Source organism: Gordonia hirsuta DSM 44140 = NBRC 16056, assembly GCF_000333015.1.
Taxonomy (GTDB): domain Bacteria; phylum Actinomycetota; class Actinomycetes; order Mycobacteriales; family Mycobacteriaceae; genus Gordonia; species Gordonia hirsuta.
The window spans coordinates 36,765-56,104 of the sequence record NZ_BANT01000025.1 but is presented as its reverse complement, the minus strand read 5'-3'; the positions used below and the strand labels follow the sequence as shown (position 1 = coordinate 56,104).

General features: G+C 67.1%; 19 protein-coding genes. 15 read left to right on the top strand and 4 right to left on the bottom strand.

Features of this window, described 5'->3' with window-relative positions:
- Nucleotides 1–54: 54 nt before the first annotated feature.
- Complete coding sequence (locus tag GOHSU_RS10020) at nt 55–945, bottom strand: oxygenase MpaB family protein (protein WP_005940717.1); 891 nt, start codon at nt 943–945, stop codon at nt 55–57.
- A gap of 99 nt (nt 946–1,044) precedes the next feature.
- Between GOHSU_RS10020 and GOHSU_RS10015 the strand changes: the two genes are divergently transcribed.
- The 7 genes from GOHSU_RS10015 to GOHSU_RS09985 all read left to right on the top strand — a co-directional run bounded on the left by GOHSU_RS10015 (nt 1,045) and on the right by GOHSU_RS09985 (nt 6,503).
- A complete protein-coding gene (locus GOHSU_RS10015) occupies nt 1,045–1,698 on the top strand; it encodes a TetR/AcrR family transcriptional regulator (protein ID WP_005940714.1) in 654 nt (217 codons plus the stop codon).
- A gap of 10 nt (nt 1,699–1,708) precedes the next feature.
- Nucleotides 1,709–2,311 (top strand): TetR/AcrR family transcriptional regulator, encoded by a 603-nt coding sequence (locus tag GOHSU_RS10010; RefSeq protein WP_005940712.1) that lies wholly within the window; start codon nt 1,709–1,711, stop codon nt 2,309–2,311.
- 63 nt (nt 2,312–2,374) lie between these two features.
- Entirely contained in the window at nt 2,375–3,592 is a 1,218-nt protein-coding gene (locus GOHSU_RS10005) for an acyl-CoA dehydrogenase family protein (protein ID WP_005940710.1), read from the top strand.
- Entirely contained in the window at nt 3,585–4,601 is a 1,017-nt protein-coding gene (locus tag GOHSU_RS10000) for a phosphotransferase family protein (RefSeq protein WP_005940708.1), read from the top strand. Before GOHSU_RS10005 ends, GOHSU_RS10000 begins: the two co-directional genes overlap by 8 nt.
- The gene (locus GOHSU_RS09995) at nt 4,598–5,338 is read left to right on the top strand and encodes an SDR family NAD(P)-dependent oxidoreductase (RefSeq protein WP_005940706.1); all 741 of its coding nucleotides are present in this window, start codon (nt 4,598–4,600) and stop codon (nt 5,336–5,338) included. The genes GOHSU_RS10000 and GOHSU_RS09995 overlap by 4 nt, the downstream gene beginning before the upstream one ends.
- 3 nt (nt 5,339–5,341) lie before the next feature.
- Nucleotides 5,342–6,010, top strand: coding sequence for a histidine phosphatase family protein (locus GOHSU_RS09990; protein ID WP_005940705.1), 669 nt, complete (start codon nt 5,342–5,344; stop codon nt 6,008–6,010).
- Between the two features lie 70 nt (nt 6,011–6,080).
- Nucleotides 6,081–6,503 (top strand): nitroreductase family deazaflavin-dependent oxidoreductase, encoded by a 423-nt coding sequence (locus tag GOHSU_RS09985; RefSeq protein WP_005940703.1) that lies wholly within the window; start codon nt 6,081–6,083, stop codon nt 6,501–6,503.
- 52 nt (nt 6,504–6,555) lie between these two features.
- Here GOHSU_RS09985 and GOHSU_RS09980 read toward each other — a convergent pair whose 3' ends face one another.
- Complete coding sequence (locus GOHSU_RS09980; RefSeq protein WP_005940701.1) at nt 6,556–7,503, bottom strand: helix-turn-helix domain-containing protein; 948 nt, start codon at nt 7,501–7,503, stop codon at nt 6,556–6,558.
- Nucleotides 7,504–7,649: 146 nt separating this feature from the next.
- On the opposite strand from GOHSU_RS09980, the gene GOHSU_RS09975 reads away from it, so the two are divergent.
- Together GOHSU_RS09975 and GOHSU_RS09970 are read left to right on the top strand one after the other, a co-directional pair.
- Entirely contained in the window at nt 7,650–8,564 is a 915-nt protein-coding gene (locus tag GOHSU_RS09975) for an alpha/beta hydrolase (protein ID WP_005940699.1), read from the top strand.
- A 271-nt stretch (nt 8,565–8,835) separates the two neighbouring features.
- Nucleotides 8,836–10,104, top strand: coding sequence for an ROK family transcriptional regulator (locus GOHSU_RS09970; RefSeq protein WP_005940696.1), 1,269 nt, complete (start codon nt 8,836–8,838; stop codon nt 10,102–10,104).
- Between the two features lie 214 nt (nt 10,105–10,318).
- Here the strand turns inward: GOHSU_RS09970 and GOHSU_RS09965 are convergent, their stop codons facing one another.
- The gene (locus tag GOHSU_RS09965) at nt 10,319–11,395 is read right to left on the bottom strand and encodes an adenylate/guanylate cyclase domain-containing protein (protein WP_005940695.1); all 1,077 of its coding nucleotides are present in this window, start codon (nt 11,393–11,395) and stop codon (nt 10,319–10,321) included.
- The gene (locus GOHSU_RS09960; protein WP_005940692.1) at nt 11,388–12,575 is read right to left on the bottom strand and encodes a TetR/AcrR family transcriptional regulator; all 1,188 of its coding nucleotides are present in this window, start codon (nt 12,573–12,575) and stop codon (nt 11,388–11,390) included. The genes GOHSU_RS09965 and GOHSU_RS09960 overlap by 8 nt, the downstream gene beginning before the upstream one ends.
- Before the next feature lie 124 nt (nt 12,576–12,699).
- Between GOHSU_RS09960 and GOHSU_RS09955 the strand changes: the two genes are divergently transcribed.
- The 6 genes from GOHSU_RS09955 (at nt 12,700) to GOHSU_RS09935 (ending at nt 19,258) form a co-directional block, all read left to right on the top strand.
- Nucleotides 12,700–13,911 (top strand): acetyl-CoA C-acetyltransferase, encoded by a 1,212-nt coding sequence (locus GOHSU_RS09955; protein WP_005940689.1) that lies wholly within the window; start codon nt 12,700–12,702, stop codon nt 13,909–13,911.
- Between the two features lie 34 nt (nt 13,912–13,945).
- Nucleotides 13,946–16,147 carry a 3-hydroxyacyl-CoA dehydrogenase NAD-binding domain-containing protein gene (locus GOHSU_RS09950; protein WP_005940684.1) on the top strand — a complete coding sequence of 734 codons (2,202 nt, stop codon included), beginning with the start codon at nt 13,946–13,948 and terminating at the stop codon, nt 16,145–16,147.
- Nucleotides 16,148–16,386: 239 nt separating this feature from the next.
- A complete protein-coding gene (locus GOHSU_RS17430; protein ID WP_005940680.1) occupies nt 16,387–16,572 on the top strand; it encodes a DUF8730 family Cys-rich protein in 186 nt (61 codons plus the stop codon).
- Between the two features lie 35 nt (nt 16,573–16,607).
- Nucleotides 16,608–18,026 (top strand): MBL fold metallo-hydrolase, encoded by a 1,419-nt coding sequence (locus GOHSU_RS09945; RefSeq protein WP_005940678.1) that lies wholly within the window; start codon nt 16,608–16,610, stop codon nt 18,024–18,026.
- Nucleotides 18,027–18,051: 25 nt separating this feature from the next.
- Nucleotides 18,052–18,843 (top strand): sulfite exporter TauE/SafE family protein, encoded by a 792-nt coding sequence (locus GOHSU_RS09940; RefSeq protein ID WP_005940675.1) that lies wholly within the window; start codon nt 18,052–18,054, stop codon nt 18,841–18,843.
- 130 nt (nt 18,844–18,973) lie between these two features.
- Nucleotides 18,974–19,258, top strand: a complete 285-nt coding sequence (locus GOHSU_RS09935) for a rhodanese-like domain-containing protein (RefSeq protein WP_005940673.1) — start codon at nt 18,974–18,976, stop codon at nt 19,256–19,258.
- Nucleotides 19,259–19,340: the final 82 nt, after the last annotated feature.

The window sequence follows — 19,340 nt, the reverse complement described above, 5'->3', positions numbered from 1 at the left end:
AGCGCGGTAATCGATGAGCTCGGCCGCAGCGTGTGCGGTCGAGCTCAGGCCAGGTCAGACCAGGGGGCGGCCGGTGCGGCGACGCCAGTTCAGGTCGGCCAGCAGTACGTTGAACGGGAACTGGCGGATCGGTTCGGGCATCACCTTGAGCGCGGCGCGAGCTACCGCATTGTGGGCGTCGAAGAACCGCCGCTGTGCCGGGGTCTGCTCCAGCCGCATCTTGTCCCGGAACTCCGGTGGCAGGTATCCGATGGTCATCGTCTCGGAGAACCAGCCGGCGACCCAGGACAGCGGTTTGAACGCGAACTGCACACGCATGATCTGCAGCAGGTACTCGCGGATCGTGTCGTCGATCTCGATCGAGGCCAGGGTCTCCTGCCAGTACTCTTCGAAGTCGGCCCGCGTGGCAGGCCACATGTCGCGCGGCATCTGCAGCGTGGTCCCCATCACCGAGCCCTGCTGGTATGCCTCTTCGGTGATCTTCGACGGATCGCCGTACAGCCGCTGCACGTCCTCCCAGCCGCGGTACAGGCAGGCCGCCACCCACAGCTGCAGCTTCGGGTCGAAGGCGTTGTACTCGACGGGGCTGTCCTCGGCTGAGCGCACGTGTACGTGCGCCTTGTTGATCGCATGCCGGTAGGTCTTGCGCAGTTCGGGTGTGCCCATGGCAGCCACCGCCAGGTAGGTCAAGGTGGTGCGGGTGCGTTTGATCGGATGCTTGAACAGGCTGCCGGATTCGACCCTGGACTCGTAGACGCCGTAGCCGACGGCGGGAACCGCCAACTGCATGATGACGTTCGCCGGGCCGGCCAGCAGTGCCAGCCCGATCATCTCCAGGTCGTCGATCTCGACCGCATCGAGCTTCTGTCGGGTGGACATCGGCATGTTCTCGGCGGCGTGGGCCAGTTTCTTCGCGCGCTCGGGACTCACGGTGTCGGCGGTCATCACGATCTCCTATATCTGATAACGGTCGTTACCACTTATTGTTGTAGATTCAACGCGCAAGCGAAGCCCGTGTCAATACTTCGGTGCCAAGATGGAGGAATGCCCCCGTCGAACCGTGCCCCCACAGAGCCGCCGCTGCGCGATTACGGCGGCGAGGCCGGCGATGCCCGGGTGGCTCGGCGCCGGGCCGCATTGATCGAGGCCACGCTGGATCTGCTCGCCGAACCGGAGGCCGGTGCGGTCACCGTGCGGGGGATCTGCAGCCGAGCGGGGCTGACTCCGCGGTACTTCTACGAGAGCTTCGCCGGGGTCGACGAGCTGGTCGCCGCCACCTACGACGAGGTGATCGGCGAACTCGCGCAGGCGGGGCTGACGGCCTTCGCCGCGGGAACCGACAGTCGGGACAAGGTTGCCCGGGCGGTGCGTGCTCTGGTCGACGTGGTCGATTCGGATCGGCGCAAGGGCAGTCTCATGTTCGCCGACACCATGCGCAGCCCCGTCGTGGCCGCCAAGCGGAACGAGTCGACGCAACTGTTCGTCGGGTTGACCACTGCGTCGGCGATTCAGGCGATCGGCGCGCCGCCCGGGCCGGTGACCACGGCGGCCGCGTACTTCCAGGTCGGCGGCCTGGGCAGGCTGCTGGCGACCTGGGTCGAGGGTGGGATAGATCTGGACCGGGAGGCGCTCATCAGCGTCTGCATCGGAATGCTGTTGCCCGATGGGCTGACAGATGCCTTCGCCGTCGACCGCTAGGTTCATTCTCATGACCACTTGGCGTGATTACGGCCCGCCGGACCTGACCGCACCGCTGGCCGCTGCCTTGGAGGCGTTCGCCGAGCACGGCTACCACGGCACCACGGTGCGCGAGATCGCTGCCCGCGCGGGACTGTCGGTGCCGGGGCTCTACCACCACTACCCGTCGAAGCAGTCCCTGCTGCAAGGGTTGTCGGAGCTGACGATGGGCGAGCTGCTCGAGCGCAGCGAGGCCGCGCTGGCCGAGGCGGGCGGGGATCCGCTGGCGCGTTTCGATGCCCTGCTCGAATCGCTGCTGCGTTTCCATATGTACCGCCGTGAGCAGGCCTTCGTCGGCTCGACGGAGATCCGCAGCATGGATCCGGACTACCGCGAGGTCTACGTCGGTCACCGCGACCGGCAGCAGCGGATGATCGACGACGCCGTCCAGGCCGGGGTGGATGCCGGCCTGTTCCGGACTGCGCACCCAGAGGATGCGGGCCGGGCGCTGGCGACCATGTGCGTCGGTGTCTCCAGCTGGTACCGTCCGGACGGGCCGCTCGGGCCCGATTGCCTGGTCGAGCGTTACCTGGAACTCGCTCGCGGTCTGGTCGGATATCGCGCAACTGCTTGACGTCCTCGCTCCGGGATGCGACGGTGTAGGTCACCGAACGATCGCTCGGTAGGGAGTGGAGAAATGGCTGTCGACCTGTCATACAGCGATGAGGTGCTCGACCTCGTCGACCGGACCCGCACTTTCATCGGTGATGTAGTGCTTCCGTTGGAGAACCTGCACGCCGGTGATATCGAAGCCGCCGGCGGCGACGGACTGCGCCGCGAGCTGAACGCACAGGCCAAGGCGGCGGGCATCTTCGCCCCACACGCGCCGGTCGAGTTCGGCGGCCTGGGCCTGAACATGTCCGATCGATCACCTGTTTTCACTGCCGCCGGACACTCCACCTTCGGGCCGGTGGCGCTGCACCTGGGCGCCCCCGACGAGGGCAACGTGCACATGCTGGCGCACGTCGCCAGTCCGGAGCAGAAGGACCGGTACCTGCAACCGCTGGCTACCGGCGAGATCCGCAGCGCCTTCGCGATGACCGAACCGGCCCCCGGCGCCGGCGCCGATCCGAACGCCCTGCGCACCCATGCCGTCCGGGCTCCCGGCGGCTGGAAGGTCAACGGTGTCAAGCGCTTCATCACCGGTGCCGACGGCGCCGGGATGTGGATCATCATGGCGCGCACCCGGGGTGAGCCCGGCGACCGCGGCGGAGCGACGATGTTCCTCGCTCCGGCCGATACTCCCGGGATCAGCGTCGACCGCTACGTGCACACCTACGACCGCGGGATGATCGGCGGTCACTGCGAGGTCACCTTCACCGATGTCTTTGTGCCCGATGAGGACGTCCTCGGCGAAGTGGACGAGGGATACCGCTACGCCCAGGTGCGGCTCGGGCCCGCCCGCATGACCCACGTCATGCGGTGGATGGGTGTGGCCGAACGGGCGCACGCGCTCGCCCTGGACTACGTCAGTGAGCGGGAGGGCTTCGGCGGCAAGCTCGGCGACCTCGGCATGATCCAGCAGATGGTCGCCGATAACGAGATCGACCTGGCGGCCACCAGTGCCCTGCTGACGCGCGCCTGCTACGAGCTGGATCAAGGCCGGCACGCGGCGAACGAGACGTCTATCGCGAAGACCTACGGCGCCGAAGCCTTCTCCCGCATCCTGGACCGCTGCGTCCAGATGTGCGGCGGTCTCGGCGTGTCCGAGGACATGCCGCTGGCGCGGCTGGCCAACGAGGTCCGCCCGTTCCGGATCTACGACGGCCCCTCTGAGGTGCATCGTTGGGCGTTGGCCAAACGCGCAGTCGGACGGGCCCGCAAGGAGCGCGACGCGGGAGTCAAGCATGTCTGATCATCCGGGCCTGGTGCCCGACGATCTGCGGAAGCTGCTGACCGCCAACCGGATCGATGTGACCGGCGAGCTGAAGATCGAATTGATCAGCGGTGGGCGTTCCAACCTGACCTTCATCGTCAACGACGACGTACATCGCTGGGTTGCCCGCCGCCCGCCGCTGGCCGGCCTCACCCCGTCCGCGCACGATATGGAACGCGAATGGGCCGTCACCTCCGCCTTGGTCGGGACCGGCGTACCGGTGGCCACCCCGGTGGCGATCGACCGCACCGGTGAGTTCATCGGCGCACCGTGCACCGTCGTCGACTTCGTCGACGGCCAGGTGATCCGGTCGGCGCAGGATCTGGACGCCTGGACCGACGACGAGGTCACCGCGAACTTCGATGCGCTGGTGCGCACCCTCGGCCGGTTGCACGAGGTCGACTACGCCGCAGTGGGGCTGGCAGACTTCGGCCGACCCGACGGATTCGCCGCCCGGCAGGTGAAGCTGTGGACACGGCAGTGGGGTCTGGTCAAGACCCGCGAACTGCCCGATGTGGAACGTCTTGCCGATCGGCTCGCCGAACGGATCCCGGGTCACGCGCGCTCGACCATCGTGCACGGCGACTACCGCGTGGACAACACGATCATCGCAACCGACGATCCCGCGCAGATCGCCGCCGTCGTCGACTGGGAGATGGCCGCACTCGGCGATCCGCTGACCGATGTGGCGATGATGTGCGTCTACCACGAACCGTTCTTCGCCCAGGTCCTGGGCTTCGACCCGGCCTGGACCAGCCCGCGCTATCCGTCGACCGAGCAGATGGCCCAGCGCTATGCCCAGGTCACCGGCGCCGACCTGGGCGACTGGGGCTTCTACATGGGGCTGGCCAACCTGAAGGTCGGCGTCATCGCCGAGGGAATCACTCATCGCGCGCTGCAGGGCGGATCATCGGGGGCGCAGGGTGCCGAACGCGCCGCCGAAGCCACCGCCACCTTCATCGCTGCCGGATTGGAGGCACTGTCATGACCGAGCGTAAAGCAGCACTCATCACCGGCGGGTCCCGGGGAATCGGCGCGGCCATCGCCGAACGCTTCGCCCAGTCGGGCTGGGATCTGACGATCAGCGCCCGCGGCCTGGACGCACTGGAGGAGACCGCAGCCCGGCTCCGCTCGATCGGCGGACGCGTCGAGGTGGTGCCGGCAGATATGACCGACGAGGATGCGATCACCGCGCTCGTCGCGGCACACAATGCCGCCTTCGGCCGCTGCGATGCGCTCGTGGTCAACGCCGGGATGGGCGTCATGGGCGCGGTGGCCGACTTCCCGGTCCGCCGGTTCGACAAGCTCTACCAGGTCAATGTGCGCGCCCCGTTCCTGCTGATGCAGGGCATGCTGCCGACCCTGCGCGCCACCGCCGGTGACAGCGGTGCGGCGAAGGTCATCGCGATCTCGTCGATCACCGGCGTCTACCCCGAACCGAACCTGACCGCCTACGGCGCCACCAAGGCGGCGCTGGCGTCGATGTGCGAGACCTTCAACCTGGAGGAATCGACCAACGGGGTATCGGCGACGTCGATCTGCCCGGGCTATGTCGACACCGATATGTCCGAGTGGACCAAGGGCGAGGACGCGATCCCGGCCGAGCAGATGATCTCCGGCGCCGACGTCGCGGCGATCGCCTACGCGGTCACCGAGTTGGGCCGGTACGCGGTGCTCCCGCAGGCCGTCCTCACTCGCTCCGGCACCAACCTGCACCGGGCCTGAGCCGTGGGCGTCCTGTATCTGGTGCGCCACGGGCAGGCTCCGGCGCACGCCTACGCGGCCGAACCGGTCGCTGCCGATGCACCCGGGCTCACCGATCTGGGTTTTGTTCAGGCCCGGCACACCGGCCTGGAACTGGCCCGGCAGGTGCCCGAGTTCACCGCGACCGTCAGCGGTGCTCTGCCGCGTCAGCAGGCGACGCTGACCGGGGTGATGGAGGCCTTCGAGGGCGCACCCGATCCGCTGGTCGATCCGGGCTGGGACGAGTACACGATCCCGGCTCTGCCGGGTGCCCCGACCACCGAGATGTACACCAATCCGGCGGCGTACCAGCAGATGCTTGACGCGGCGCTGGCCCGGTGGACCGCCGGTGCCGAACATGGAGGGGAGAGCTACGCCGACTACATCGCCCGGATGAATGCGGCCGCCGGCCGTGCGGTCGATCTGGCGGGCTCGGGTCAGACGGTGCTGGTGGTCTCGTCGGCAGGCACCATCACCGCGCTGCTGGCACGGCTCTGGGGTGTCCCGCCTGAGCAGTGGCCGATCATGGCGCGGGCGATGGTCAACGCCTCGATCACCAAGCTGCTGGTGGGCCGTCGCGGCCTCACCGTCGTCTCGATGAACGAGCACGGGCACCTGTCGGCTCGCGATGTGGGGCTGGCGACCTTCCGGTGACCAGGCCGCAGCAACGGTGACCGGCGCCAGGTATCGGACGCCGGGTGGGATGCTGCCGTAGCATCGAAGGATGAGCGAGCAACCCGAACTGAGTCCTGCCGACTGGGTCCGCGATCAGACACAGCAGATCTTGGCGACCGGCACCACCGACTCGGTCGGCATCGACGGAATGAAGGTGGTGCTCTACACGACCACCGGTGCCAAGTCCGGCAAGAAGCGCTACGTCCCGCTGATGCGCGTGGAAGAGAACGGCAAGTACGCGATGGTCGCCTCCAAGGGCGGCTCACCGGAGAACCCGGCCTGGTACTACAACGTCAAAGCGCACCCGCAGGTCACCGTGCAGGACGGCGACGTCGTCACGACGAAGACGGCCCGTGAACTGACCGGCGACGAGCGCGAGCACTGGTGGAAGCTGGCCGCTGCCGCCTTTCCGCCGTACGCGGAGTATCAGCGGAACACCGACCGGCAGATCCCCGTGTTCGTCGTCGAATAGTCGGCTGGTCGGTCTCGTACGCTGAGTGTCCTGCCGTGCGCTGGGTCCGCTGCTAGGCGTGGATCTTGCGGTACTCGCTGGGCGAGAGGCCGTATTCATCGCGGAACGCGCGCGCCAGATGGCTCGCATCGCTGAAGCACCACTGCTGGGCGATCGACGAGACTGCGGCCCCACTGTCGGTCAGGGCGCGGCGGGCGCCGGCCAGGCGACGTGACCTGATCGTCCCCATCACAGTCTCGCCGCTGTCGGCGAAGACCCGGTGAACCGAGCGGACCGAGACGTGGTGGAGTCGGGCGAGCATGGCGGGACCGAGTTCGGGGACCGTCAGATGCCGGTCGATGCTGGTCAGCATGCTGGCGCGCAGAGCTGCGCCGATGCCTTGAACGTGGTTCGCCGGCGCGTTCTGCAAGACTGCGGCGACCAGGCTCAAGGTGGCTTCCCTGGCGGCGCTCAGTGCGGCCGGCGCCATCCCGTCGACCGTCCGGGACAGGACATCGAGATAGCCGGTCAGCAGGGCCAGGCTCGAATCGTCGTGCAGTTCGATCCGCGAGGTCGAGATCCCTGGGACACCGACCTCGCCCAGGGCGCGGCGCGGGACGAAAAGACTTCGCTTGCGGACCGGGGTCAGCACCCGGAACGCGGCCGGTTCGGTGGTGTCCCAGAGGATCGTCGTACCCGGCTGCAGCGTTGCGGCCTGATCGTGTTGAGTGACGAGTTCGCGGCCGCTGCGAGTGATGAGGAAGACGATCTGCTCATCGTCTGACCGGTTGATCTCGTCGCTGTCGCGCCGGCCGCTGCAGGGGCTGCACTGGGCGTCGACCAATACCAGATCGCCGATCTGAGCGCGCCGGGCGCGTGCGCCGAACTGTGCGGCGGGCACGGCCGGATCCAGGCTGATCCGCATATCGGTGTGTGACCGGGACATGAGCTGTTCGAATGAGGCCTCGCGATGCTCGGATCCGTTGTCGACGACGAAGGTCTGCGTGACTGACGACGCCATGCGTCCTCCTAGCCCGTTACTCGGTCGCACCGGCAGAAGAAGATCGTGGCACTCCCGTTCAGGAGGCTGGCACTGGCATCCGCGCCGGTCTCACCCACTCTACGGAGCCTGGAGATGCAACTCACATAACGCTCTCAGGAGGGCTCATGACCAGGGAAGACATCGAATTCAACGGGCAGGGAGCGACTCTGCGCGGCTGGTTCTATCCGGCATCCACCGAGGCTTCGACGGCGCCGTGCGTGGTGATGCAGCACGGTTTCGCTGCGGTGAAGGAGATGTGGCTCGACGCCTATGCCGAGGTGTTCCAGGCCGCCGGATTGCACGTCGTCGTCTACGACCACCCGGGATTCGGGGCCAGCGATCCGGTACCGGGCACCCCGGCCCAGGAACTCGATCCGTGGCAGCAGATCCGGTGCCTCCAGGACGCGATCACCTATGCGCAGGGCCGCCCCGAGGTCGATGCCGACCGGATCGGTGTCTGGGGTTCCAGCTACGGGGGTGCCAATGCGATGGTGACCGCTGCGATCGACCGCCGGGTGGGGGCCGTCGTCAGTCAGGTGCCTGCGATCTCGGGATCGACGTCGTTCGGTCAGTTGGTGCGCATCGACAACTGGGCGGCGATGGATGCGGCCTTCGCCGCTGAACGGCAGAACCGGGCGGCCGGCGGCGCGCCGACGATGATTCCGGTCGTCGACGAAGACCCGACGGCCACGTCCGCGCTACCGACTCCGGACTCCTACGCCTGGTTCCACGACACGGCAGCCCAACGTGCACCGCACTGGCGCAACGAGGTGACGTTGACCTCGATGGAGTATTTCCGCGGCTATGAGCCCGGTATGTACCTTCCGCTCATCGCACCGACACCGCTGCTGATGATCGCCGCCCCGCTCGACCGGCTGGCCAGCGGGCAGCTCGCGACGGCGGCCTACGAGACGGCCGCACAGCCGAAAGAGCTGGTCCTGGTGCCGGGTGGACACTTCGATGCCTACACGGGGCAGGGGTTCGAGGTGACCTCGACCGCGGCGCTCGACTGGTTCACCGAGCACCTCGCCGGGCGGTGAGCCCTCGATCCAAGAATGCCGTGCGGGAGACGTCCGTCGGTGCTGAAAGGGGGATGCCTGTGCTATCTTGTCGATCATGACCGCCCAGCCGTACGCCATCCCTGAGGTCACCTATGTGACCTCTGCTCTGGGATGCCGCCTGCCGCTGGCTCGTGTCCTCTGTTGTCGTCGAATGCGCTGACCCAGCTTCCATCCCGCCTGCGGGCATTCGACCTCTGCTGCGCTTGATTCGCCGTTTCGGCAGCGCACCTGGCAATTTAGGACAACACCCATGACTTCCACTCTGGACCGCCGCGCTACGCTTCGTCAGACTCGTCCCGCAACGGGCGTCACTGTTCGACCTGGTCAGGGGGCGAGGAAGCTGCGTAACACCGTTCCGCCGGCCGGCGTCGCGAGCCTGCAGCTCTCGACCAAGGCCGCTGCTCTGGTGCTGCGGACCGCACGGGTGTCCGGCCCGGTCTTCCGGGACGACGCCGCGGCCCAGACCGGACTGTCGATCTCCACGGTGAACCGGCAGGTCAGCGCCCTGCTCAAGGCCGGGCTGATCCGGGAACGCGCCGACCTGACCCCGCCCGGGGCGGTCGGCCGGCCGCGGGTGCCGTTCGAGATCAACACCGGTGAGTTTCTGACCGTGGGGATCCACATCGGCTACGCCGTCACCTCGATCACCACCCATGACCTGCAGCATCGCGTGGTCGGGGCGATCAACATCCCCACGCCGCAGGCGGCGACGCCCGATCAGGTGGTCACCGCGATCGGGCACTCCGCGCGCCGGTTCGCCGACCGCTGGTCCGGCAAGCGACTGCTCTGGGGCGGAGTCGCGATGGGTGGTCGGGTCTACGGCAAGGGCGTCGTCGACCATCCGCGCCTGGGCTGGACCGGCGTGCGCGTCGGTGAGCTGATCGCCCAGTCGCTGGGGTTGCCGGTGTCGGTGGCGTCGCACGTGGAAGCCATGGCCGCCGCCGAACTCGTGGTGAATCCGGCTGACTCCGGCCACAACTTCCTGTATTTCTACGCGCGTGAGATGGCCGGTATCGCGTTCAGTGTGGACGGCACCGTGCACACGCCGGCCGCCGGTCCGCCGACCATCGGGCACTTTCCGACCGGTGGCACCCGGCTGCTCGATCCGGACAAGACCGGACGACTGGAAGAGGCGATCGGTGACTCTGGTGTGCTGCGGGCTGCGGCGGCGGCCGGACTGGAGATCGACTCGCTGGAAGGTCTGCGCAATGCCGCCCGTACCGGGAACGCCGTCGCGCACGACATCCTCGCCGAGCGCGCCGAGGTCCTCGGACGCACCGTCGCGTTGATCTCGGACATCTTCAACCCCGACCACGTGGTGCTCGGCGGCCAGGCGTTCACCGACTACCCGGAGGCATTGCCGGTGGTCTCCAAGGCGTTGCGGGCGACCTCGGTGATCACCAATCGTGATGTGCGGGTGGCGCGGTCGGCGATCACCGTGCAGCAGAAGGCCGCCGGTGCCGCCGCGCTCGATGCCGTCTACGCCGATCCGCTCGAGGCGCTGAGCCACACCGCGTAGGGCTCTCGCGCACCCGATGGGTGTCTCGCTCCGAATCCGTTGTGCCCCTGACGTTGTGCCCCTGAGTTCGGTCTCGCCCCCTCAGCTGAGGGGGCGAGACCGAACTCAGGATGCGCGGCACCCTGAATAAGGGGGCGGGCCGGGGGGGACTGGGGGACTACCGGGAGGACCGGCAGGACCGGACGGGCTGGGGGACTACCGGGCGCCGCTGCGCCTAGTGCTGATCCTGCCCGCTGCGCTTATGCGATCGCTTGGACTTCTTCGGGGACTTGTTCCCGCGGTCGTCGGTCCCCGCGGAGTCTGCCGAACCGGGCAGAGTCTCGGCGGGAGACAGGTGGTCGTCAACCGGGTCGGCGGCGGTCCGATCGCCCTGCAACGACGGTGCATACCGATTGCGTACCAGGGTGTGTGATTTGAGCCGGCGATAGCCCCGCACCGACTGGGTTCCGATCGGGTTCACGTAGAATTCGGGATCACCGTGCAAAGCCTCGGCCAATGTCTCGTCGATCAGCGTCGTACCCGAATACGCTGCGGCGGCCAGGCGTGCGGCGATGTTGACCGGCTCGCCGAAGACGTCGCCCAGGCGTTCCAAGGCGATCCCCGAGGCCATCCCGATCCTCAGCTGCGGCAGGTCCGAGTCGGCAGTCAGCGCATGCAGATCCAGGGCGATCTCGGCGGCGGAGGCGGCATCCGGAGCGGTGAACATCACCGCGTCGCCGATCTCCTTGACCACCGTGCCGCCGTGGCCGCTGATCACCCGGTAGGCGCCGGAGCCGAAGGTTTCGATGAGATCTTCCAGCTGCTGCAGGCCCAATCGCCGGGACAGTGAGGTGTAGCCGACGATATCGGCGAAGCCGATGATCACCGAGGAGCCGTCGGTGGCAGCCTCCACGGCGGTGGCCTCGTCCAGGTTGGCCAGGTAGGTGTCCAGGTGCCGGCGCCAGATGAGGCGCTGGATGTGCGAGAGGGCGGCGATGATCTGCTCGGTGGTCAGCGTGTTGTCGGGATCGTTGGCCAGCGTGTGGATCTCGGTGGCCTGCCACTGGGCGAGCCGGGAGGTGGATTGACCGATCACCCGTGCCGAAGCCAGCTGTGCGGCCGGTTTCAAGGCGCCGTCGAGGCCGACGAAGACCGCCAGTGCCGCCAGATCCGAGTCGTTGAACGCCTGGGCGTCGGCGTCCCCGGCGGTGAAGCCGAAGGCCGCCCACAGTCGCCGGGCGAAGTCCGGATCCACGCGCAGCCGGCCGATCATGTCGTCGCGGCTGTACTTGATCTCGAACTCCTCAGACACCCAGTAAGCCTTTCATGAGATAGGCCATGCGGGCGGCGAACTCGGGGCGGGGCGTGCTGCGCGGCATGCGCGCAGCATCGTTGACGATCGCCAGTGCCGCATGCACCGTCAGTGCGGCGACCTGCGGTGACTGCTCAGGTTGAGCGGCATTCAGGAGGTCGATCCAGCGGGCGACGTAGCGGCGCTGACTGGCCAGCAGCTCGGTGGCGTGCGGGTTATCGGCCAGGACGTGGCTGGAGGTCAGCGCCACGAGCAGGTCGGGGCTGCCGGTCAGGTTCTGCACATAGGAATCCACCAGCGCGCCGAGCAGTTCACTCGGGCCGGTCACCGTGAGCGAGGCGGCCATCGCCTCGGCCTCCAGCCTCAGGCTGCTGCGCTGACCGATCGCGACCAGGATCGCGTCCTTGGATGGGAAATGCCGGTACAGGCTGGGACCGGTGATTCCCACGGCCGCACCGATATCGTCCATGCCGGTGCCGGGAAAGCCTCGCCCGGCGAAGAGTTGTGCCGCGGCGTCGAGGATCTCGTCGCGGCGGCCCTCTGCGGTGGAGGCGACCAGGGGGTCTGACAGTGCCGGTGCCGTCGACGGCCGCAGCGTCAGGATCCGCCGGATCAGTTGTTGGACAAGGGATTCGACCAGGGCGCGGTCGCTCTTGGGGGCCCGGCTCATCAGGCTTCCCGAGACCGATAGCGCGGCCCCGGCCAGATACATCGATTCCCGTTCGGTCAGCTCGGGGCGGCCTTCGGCGATCGCCGCGGCCCAGCGTCGCAGCACCGACCGGGTGCGCCGGACCACCTCCCGGTTCTGTTCATCGGACAGGTGCTGACCCGACCACCGCCACAGGGAAGTCGCGCCGGGATCGGCCAGGCTCAGTGCGGTCACCGCGACGATCACCGCCTGTGCGGGTTCGGGGTCGGCCAGTTGGGATTCGGCTGCCAGGGCATCGTCGGTGACCGATTCGAAGGTGTCGACTCCGCACTCGGTGGCGGCGAACAGCAGTGCCTGCTTATCGGCGAAGTGCCGATAGAGGGTGGGGGCGCTGACACCGGCCCGCGCCGCGATGTCCGAGACCGCCACGTGTGGATAGCCGCGATCGGTGAACAGTGCCGTAGCAGCGGTGATCAGCTGTCGGCGACGGTCCTCCGCGCGGCTGCGTCGGGCACTCTTCGGAGTCGGCATCGTGAACAGACCATAACCGAAGAGGAAGCAGATTCATATGGAAGGACCTGCCGCTATAGCCAAATGCGTTATCGCGCGTTAGCCTGACGGGGTAACCATCTAGGTTCGTGTGAAAGGAACACAAGTGCCCGACCAAGCATTCATCTACGACGCGGTGCGCACGCCTCGTGGCAAGCAGCGCGGCGGTTCGCTCCACACCGTCAAGCCGATCGACCTGATCTCCGGCCTGATCAACGGACTCCTGGAGCGGCATCCCGATCTGGATCCGAAGGCCATCGACGACGTCGTCCTGGGTGTCGTCTCGCCGGTCGGTGAGCAGGGCGCAGTGATCGCTCGCACCGCGGCGCTGACCTCGGGCCTGGGCGAGAGCGTGCCGGGCACCCAGATCAACCGCTTCTGCGCCTCGGGCCTGGAGGCCTGCAACCTGGCTGCGGCCAAGGTCGCCTCCGGCTTCGACGATCTGGTGCTCGCCGGCGGTGTGGAGTCGATGTCGCGTGTGCCGATGGGCAGTGACGGCGGCGCGCTGTTCACCGACCCGGCCACCGCCTACGACAACTACATCGCCCCGCAGGGTATCGGCGCCGACATGATCGCGACCATCGAGGGCTTCAGCCGCGAGGACGTCGACGAGTTCGCGGCCGAGTCGCAGCGCCGCGCCGAGATCGCCTGGAACGAAGGCCGTTTCGACAAGTCGATCCTGCCGGTCAAGGACATCAATGGCGTCACGCTGCTGGAAACCGACGAGCACATGCGTCCGGGCACCACGGCCCAGGCCCTGGGCAAGCTGAAGCCCGCCTTCCAGGCACTGGCCGATATGGCCGGCTTCGACGACGTCATCATGCAGAAGTACCCGAACGTGGAGAAGGTCAACCACGTTCACACCGGCGGTAACAGCTCGGGCATCGTCGACGGCGCCGGCCTGGTGCTGATCGGCAGCGAGGAGGCCGGCAAGAAGAACGGCCTCACCCCCCGCGGCCGCATCGTCGCTTACGCCGAGGTCGGCAGCGAGCCGTCGATCATGCTCACCGGCCCCACCCCGGCCACCGAGAAGGCACTGGAGAAGGCGGGCCTGACCGTTGACGACATCGACGTCTTCGAGCTGAACGAGGCTTTCGCGTCGGTCGTCATGAAGTGGGAGAAGGATCTGAACATCCCCCACGAGAAGGTGAACGTCAACGGCGGCGCCATCGCCCTGGGTCACCCGCTGGGTGCCACCGGCGCGATGATCCTGGGCACCTGCCTGGACGAGCTGGAGCGCACCGGCGGCCGCTACGGCCTGGTGACCCTGTGCATCGGCGGCGGCATGGGTGTCGCGACCATCATCGAGCGCGTCTGAGACAAGACCAGAGACTAAGGAAACGACAGAACTCATGAGTGACAACATGATCGCGTGGGAGAAGGACGCCGACGGCGTCGTCATCCTGACGATGGACGACCCGAACCAGGGCGCCAACACGATGAACCAGCTGTTCATGGATTCGATCGCGGCCACCGTCGATCGCCTGGAGGCGGAGAAGGACGACATCACCGGTGTCGTGCTGACCTCGGCGAAGAAGACCTTCTTCGCCGGCGGCGACCTCAAGGACATGACCAGCGGCGCTCCCAAGGACAAGACCGCCGAGCAGGTCGCCACCGAGATCAACGATCGCACCAACGCCATGAAGGCCGTGCTGCGTCGTCTGGAGACCCTCGGCAAGCCGGTCGTGGCGGCCATCAACGGTGCGGCCCTGGGCGGCGGCCTCGAGCTGGCTCTGCACTGCCACCACCGCATCGCGGCCGATACCCGCGGCTCCAAGATCGGTCTGCCGGAGGTCACCCTCGGCCTGCTCCCGGGCGGCGGCGGCGTCGTCCGTACCGTCCGGATGCTGGGTCTGCAGAACGCCCTGATGGGTGTGCTGCTGCAGGGCACCCAGTTCAACCCGGCCAAGGCCAAGGAGACCGGTCTGGTCGACGTGGTGGTCGATACCGTGGAGGAGATGATCCCCGCCGCCAAGGCCTGGATCAAGGAGAACCCGGAAGCCCAGCAGCCGTTCGACGTCAAGGGCTACAAGATGCCCGGCGGCGCGCCGACCAACCCGAAGGTCGCGGCGAACCTGCCGGCCTTCCCGGCACTGCTGCGCAAGCAGATCAAGGGCACCAACATGCCCGCCCCGCGCGCCATCCTGGCCGCGGCCATCGAAGGCGCCTACGTCGACGTCGACTCGGCCGACCTGATCGAGACCCGCTACTTCGTCTCGCTGGTCACCGGCCAGGTCGCGCAGAACATGATCAAGGCGTTCTTCTTCGATCTGCAGCACATCAACGGCGGCGGCTCGCGCCCCGAGGGCTTCGACAAGTGGAAGCCGAAGAAGGTCGGCGTGATCGGCGCGGGCATGATGGGCGCGGCGATCGCGTACGTCAGCGCCAAGGCCGGGATCGACGTCGTCCTCAAGGACATCGACATCGATGCGGCCAACCGCGGCAAGGACTACTCGGTCAAGCTCGAGGAGAAGGCTCTCTCGCGCGGGCGGACCACCGAGGAGAAGAGCAAGGCTCTGCTCGACCGCATCCACCCGACGGTCGACGCGCAGGACTTCAAGGGCGTCGACCTGGTGATCGAGGCGGCTTTCGAGTCCGTCGAGGTCAAGAACAAGGTCTTCCAGGAGATCGAGGACATCGTCGAACCCGACGCCGTGCTCGGCTCCAACACCTCGACCCTGCCGATCACCGGCCTGGCCGAGGGTGTCAAGCGCCAGGAAGACTTCATCGGTATCCACTTCTTCTCCCCGGTCGACAAGATGCCGCTGGTGGAGATCATCTGCGGCGAGAAGACCAAGGATGAGGTGCTGGCCAAGGTCATCGACTACACCCTGGCGATCCGCAAGACCCCGATCGTGGTCAACGACAGCCGCGGCTTCTTCACCAGCCGGGTGATCGGCACCTTCATCAACGAGGCCATCGCGGCCGTCGGCGAGGGTATCGAACCGGCGTTCATCGAGCAGGCGGGCAGCCAGGCCGGTTACCCGGCCGCACCGCTGCAGCTGTCCGATGAACTCACGCTGACGCTGATGCAGAAGATCCGGAACGAGACCAAGGCCGGTGCCGAAGCCGCCGGCATCGAGTTCCCCTCGCACGGCTCGTACGCGGTGATCGACAAGATGGTGGACCTGGGCCGCACTTCGCGCAAGGACGGCGCCGGCTTCTACGACTACGTCGACGGCAAGCGGACCCTGATCTGGCCGGGTGTGCGGGAGAACTTCAACTCCGGCTCGGTCGAGATCCCGCTGGAGGACATGAAGGAGCGCATGCTCTTTGCCGAGGCACTGGAGACCGTCAAGTGCTTCGACGAGGGTGTGCTCACCTCGGTCGAGGATGCCAACATCGGTTCAATCTTCGGTATCGGTTTCCCGGCGTGGACCGGTGGCGTCGTCCAGTACATCAACCAGTACGACGGCGGCATCCAGGGCTTCGTCGCCCGGTCCAACGAGCTGGCCGACAAGTACGGCGAGCACTTCCGCCCGCCGGCCTCGCTGGTCGCCAAGGCTGAGGCCGGTGTCGACAAGCTGACCAACGAGAACCTGCGCCCCGCGTAAGTCTCAAGCGTCGCTTCGCGCGTAATGCGCAGTGGCTCCGATCGGATTCGTCCGGTCGGAGCCACTGTCGTTTTCCGGCTCGTGCCTCTCGGCTGAGCTTTCCGCACCTGTTCGGCAGGGGAAAGGCTTGACAAATTAGATACCCCCTGGGGTATGCTGATCATCGTTCACCAATACCCCCGGGGGTATACGTAGTATCGTTGAAGTCAACAGGACCGAAATCATCCGAGGAGTGCGTCATGTGCGGACCAGCCAACTGCCAGATCTGTGGAAAAACGACGTGGGCCGGGTGTGGCCAGCACGTTGAGATGGTGCGTCAGAGTGTTCCGGCCGCACAGTGGTGCGGCGGCGAGCACGCTCAGTCCGAGATCGTCGCGGCGAGGTCCGCGCGCGGAAACATCTACTCGCCCCTGTTCGCCCGCTAAGCCTTCACACTTACTCAACCGGAAAGAGTCTGATCATGCTGCTGGAACGCATCTACGACGAGGACCTGGCGCAGGCAAGCTACTTCATCGGCTGCCAGGCGAAGGGTGAAGCCATCGTCGTCGACCCGAGGCGCGATACCGGGGTCTACCTCGATCTCGCCGAGAAGAACGACATGAAGATCGTCGGGGTGACCGAAACCCATATCCACGCCGACTACCTGTCCGGTACGCGCGAGCTCGCTGCGGCCACCGGCGCGCAGATGTACGTCTCCGACGAGGGCGGTCCGGACTGGACCTACGGTTCCGACTTCGACGACGCGGTACGCATGAAGCACGGTCATCGGATCGATCTGGGCAACATCAGCCTGGAAGCGGTGCACACTCCCGGCCACACTCCGGAGCACATGTCGTTCCTAGTCACCGACGGGGCCCAGGCGTCCGCGCCCGGCTTCATGCTCACCGGCGACTTCGTCTTCGTCGGCGATCTCGGCCGCCCGGATCTGCTCGACGAGGCCGCCGGCTACGTCGACACCCGCTTCGCCGGCGCCAAAGACCTGTTCGCCAGCCTGCGCGATCACTTCCTCGCGCTGCCGGACTATGTGCAGGTGCTCCCGGCGCACGGCTCGGGATCGGCCTGCGGTAAGGCGCTGGGGGCGATCGCGGCGTCGACCGTGGGCTATGAACGCGAATTCTCATGGTGGGGCAAGTACCTGGCGGCCAACGACGAGCAGGGCTTCATCGACGAACTGCTCGACGGTCAGCCCGACGCGCACGCCTACTTCGGGCGGATGAAGATGCAGAACAAGTCCGGCCCGGCGGTGCTGGGTGAGGTCGCCGAGCTCGTGGAGTACACCACCGATGAGCTCAGCGCCGCGCTGGAGCGCGATGAGGTGATCCTCGTCGACACCCGCGAAGGCAGCGAGGTCCACGAGGGCACGGTGCCGCGTTCGCTGAACATCCCGGGAGTGGACAAGGCCGCCACCTACGGTTCGTGGGTCTACAACCCCGAAACCGAGCAGCGCCCCCTGGTCCTGCTCGCCGAGAACCGTGACGACGCCGAGGAGTTGCGCGACCATCTGGTGCGCGTGGGCATCGACTCGGTGCAAGGCTTCGTCACCTCGCTCGACGGCCTGGAACTGGTCGCGCCCACGCTGGTGAAACCCGAAGACCTCGACGGCTTCGAACGCAGCATGCTGCTCGACGTGCGGAACAAGACCGAGTTCTCCGACGGGCATGTGCCCGGCGCCTATCAGCTGTCCAGCGGGCGCCTGATGTGGCACCTCGACGAACTGCCGGCACCCGATGCGGGCACGATCGTCACCTACTGCCAGGGCGGAGTCCGCAACTGCGTCGTGGCCAGTGCGCTGCGCCGAGTCGGCTACGACGTGGCCGAGCTCGAGGGCAGCTACGCCGGCTGGATCGAGGTCCCCGGCAACGAACCCCTCGTCGCCTAACCGCCATCTCCCCAGGAGTCCCAGCATGGAAGCATCGCTCATCATCGTCGTGCTGGTCCTCGCCGGGCTGGTCGGCATCTCGCTCGGGCTCCTGGGAGGCGGCGGGTCCATCCTGACCGTGCCGATTCTCACCTACGTCCTCGGCATGGAGCCCCGTGCAGCGATCGCCGCTTCGTTGTTCATCGTCGGCACCACCAGTGCCGTCAGCATGATCGGACACGCCCGTTCCGGGCGGGTGCGGTGGAAGACCGGTCTCATCTTCGGCGCCGCGGGTATGGCGGGGGCGTTCGCGGGTGGACTGATCGGGGGTTTCATCTCCGAGATAGTCCTGATGGTCTTGTTCGCGATCATGATGATCGTGACAGCGGGCGCGATGCTCCGGGGCCGCAAGAGCGGACGGCCGGAGGATCCGGCCGTCGAACACAAGCCACCGGTGCTGCGCATCCTCTTGGACGGATTTCTGGTGGGCATCGCCACGGGGCTGGTCGGTGCCGGCGGCGGCTTCCTGGTGGTGCCCGCGCTCAACCTTCTGGGTGGTCTGCCGATGGCGGCGGCGGTCGGCACCTCGCTGCTGGTGATCACGATGAAGTCTTTTGCCGGGCTGGGAGGCTACCTGTTCTCCGTGCACATGGAGTGGGCGATCACCCTGGCCTTCACGGCGATGGCGATCGCGGGGTCGTTCGTCGGTGTGGCGCTGGCCGGTCGTATACCGGAGAAAGCCCTGCGTACCGGATTTGGTGTCTTTGTACTGGTCATGGGCGTCTTCGTGCTCGCCCAGGAAGTCCCCGCACTGGTTTCCTCGTTGTCCGGCAGCTGATTCCTCAACATCGGAAAGGACTGCACATGTTTCGCGTGATCTCGGGGGTCGGGTCTCCACTGCCCGGCGCCGCCCAGGTGTCTGGGAAAGCCTCCGGCGCTGCCGGCCGCACATCGAGTGAGGTGCGCCGATGACCGGCGTCGATCCCGCCGCGACCATCCTGGATGTTCGGACGGCGGCGGAATACGCAATGGGCCATGTCGACGGCGCTCAGCTGCTCGATTTCAGTCAGGGGTCGGTGGCCACGGTGCTCGCCGACCTCGATCCGGCCGCCAGTTACGTGCTGTACTGCCGCTCGGGGAACCGCTCCGGTCAGGCGGTGGCCGTGATGCGGCGCGCGGGGTTCGCCGATCTGACCAACCTGGGGTCGGTGGAGGAGGCATCCCAGGCCACCGGCCGGCCGATCGTGTCTTGAGCGTTCGCGGTCGGCGGATGGGCCGGTGGCGGCGCCGACGAAAGTCAGGGCATCGGATCCCGCCATCGGCGCTCTCGAGCGT

Bases quoted from the DNA above. Each gene is read 5' to 3' on its own strand.
- GOHSU_RS09985 (WP_005940703.1), top strand. From the start codon at position 6,081: ATGAGCGAGCAACCCGAACTGAGTCCTGCCGACTGGGTCCGCGATCAG.
- GOHSU_RS09975 (WP_005940699.1), top strand. From the start codon at position 7,650: ATGACCAGGGAAGACATCGAATTCAACGGGCAGGGAGCGACTCTGCGC.
- GOHSU_RS09970 (WP_005940696.1), top strand. From the start codon at position 8,836: ATGACTTCCACTCTGGACCGCCGCGCTACGCTTCGTCAGACTCGTCCC.
- GOHSU_RS09980 (WP_005940701.1), bottom strand. From the start codon at position 7,503: ATGGCGTCGTCAGTCACGCAGACCTTCGTCGTCGACAACGGATCCGAG.
- GOHSU_RS10005 (WP_005940710.1), top strand. From the start codon at position 2,375: ATGGCTGTCGACCTGTCATACAGCGATGAGGTGCTCGACCTCGTCGAC.
- GOHSU_RS10020 (WP_005940717.1), bottom strand. From the start codon at position 945: ATGACCGCCGACACCGTGAGTCCCGAGCGCGCGAAGAAACTGGCCCAC.
- GOHSU_RS09950 (WP_005940684.1), top strand. From the start codon at position 13,946: ATGAGTGACAACATGATCGCGTGGGAGAAGGACGCCGACGGCGTCGTC.
- GOHSU_RS09960 (WP_005940692.1), bottom strand. From the start codon at position 12,575: ATGCCGACTCCGAAGAGTGCCCGACGCAGCCGCGCGGAGGACCGTCGC.
- GOHSU_RS10000 (WP_005940708.1), top strand. From the start codon at position 3,585: ATGTCTGATCATCCGGGCCTGGTGCCCGACGATCTGCGGAAGCTGCTG.
- GOHSU_RS09935 (WP_005940673.1), top strand. From the start codon at position 18,974: ATGACCGGCGTCGATCCCGCCGCGACCATCCTGGATGTTCGGACGGCG.
- GOHSU_RS09945 (WP_005940678.1), top strand. From the start codon at position 16,608: ATGCTGCTGGAACGCATCTACGACGAGGACCTGGCGCAGGCAAGCTAC.
- GOHSU_RS09995 (WP_005940706.1), top strand. From the start codon at position 4,598: ATGACCGAGCGTAAAGCAGCACTCATCACCGGCGGGTCCCGGGGAATC.
- GOHSU_RS17430 (WP_005940680.1), top strand. From the start codon at position 16,387: ATGTGCGGACCAGCCAACTGCCAGATCTGTGGAAAAACGACGTGGGCC.
- GOHSU_RS10015 (WP_005940714.1), top strand. From the start codon at position 1,045: ATGCCCCCGTCGAACCGTGCCCCCACAGAGCCGCCGCTGCGCGATTAC.
- GOHSU_RS10010 (WP_005940712.1), top strand. From the start codon at position 1,709: ATGACCACTTGGCGTGATTACGGCCCGCCGGACCTGACCGCACCGCTG.
- GOHSU_RS09940 (WP_005940675.1), top strand. From the start codon at position 18,052: ATGGAAGCATCGCTCATCATCGTCGTGCTGGTCCTCGCCGGGCTGGTC.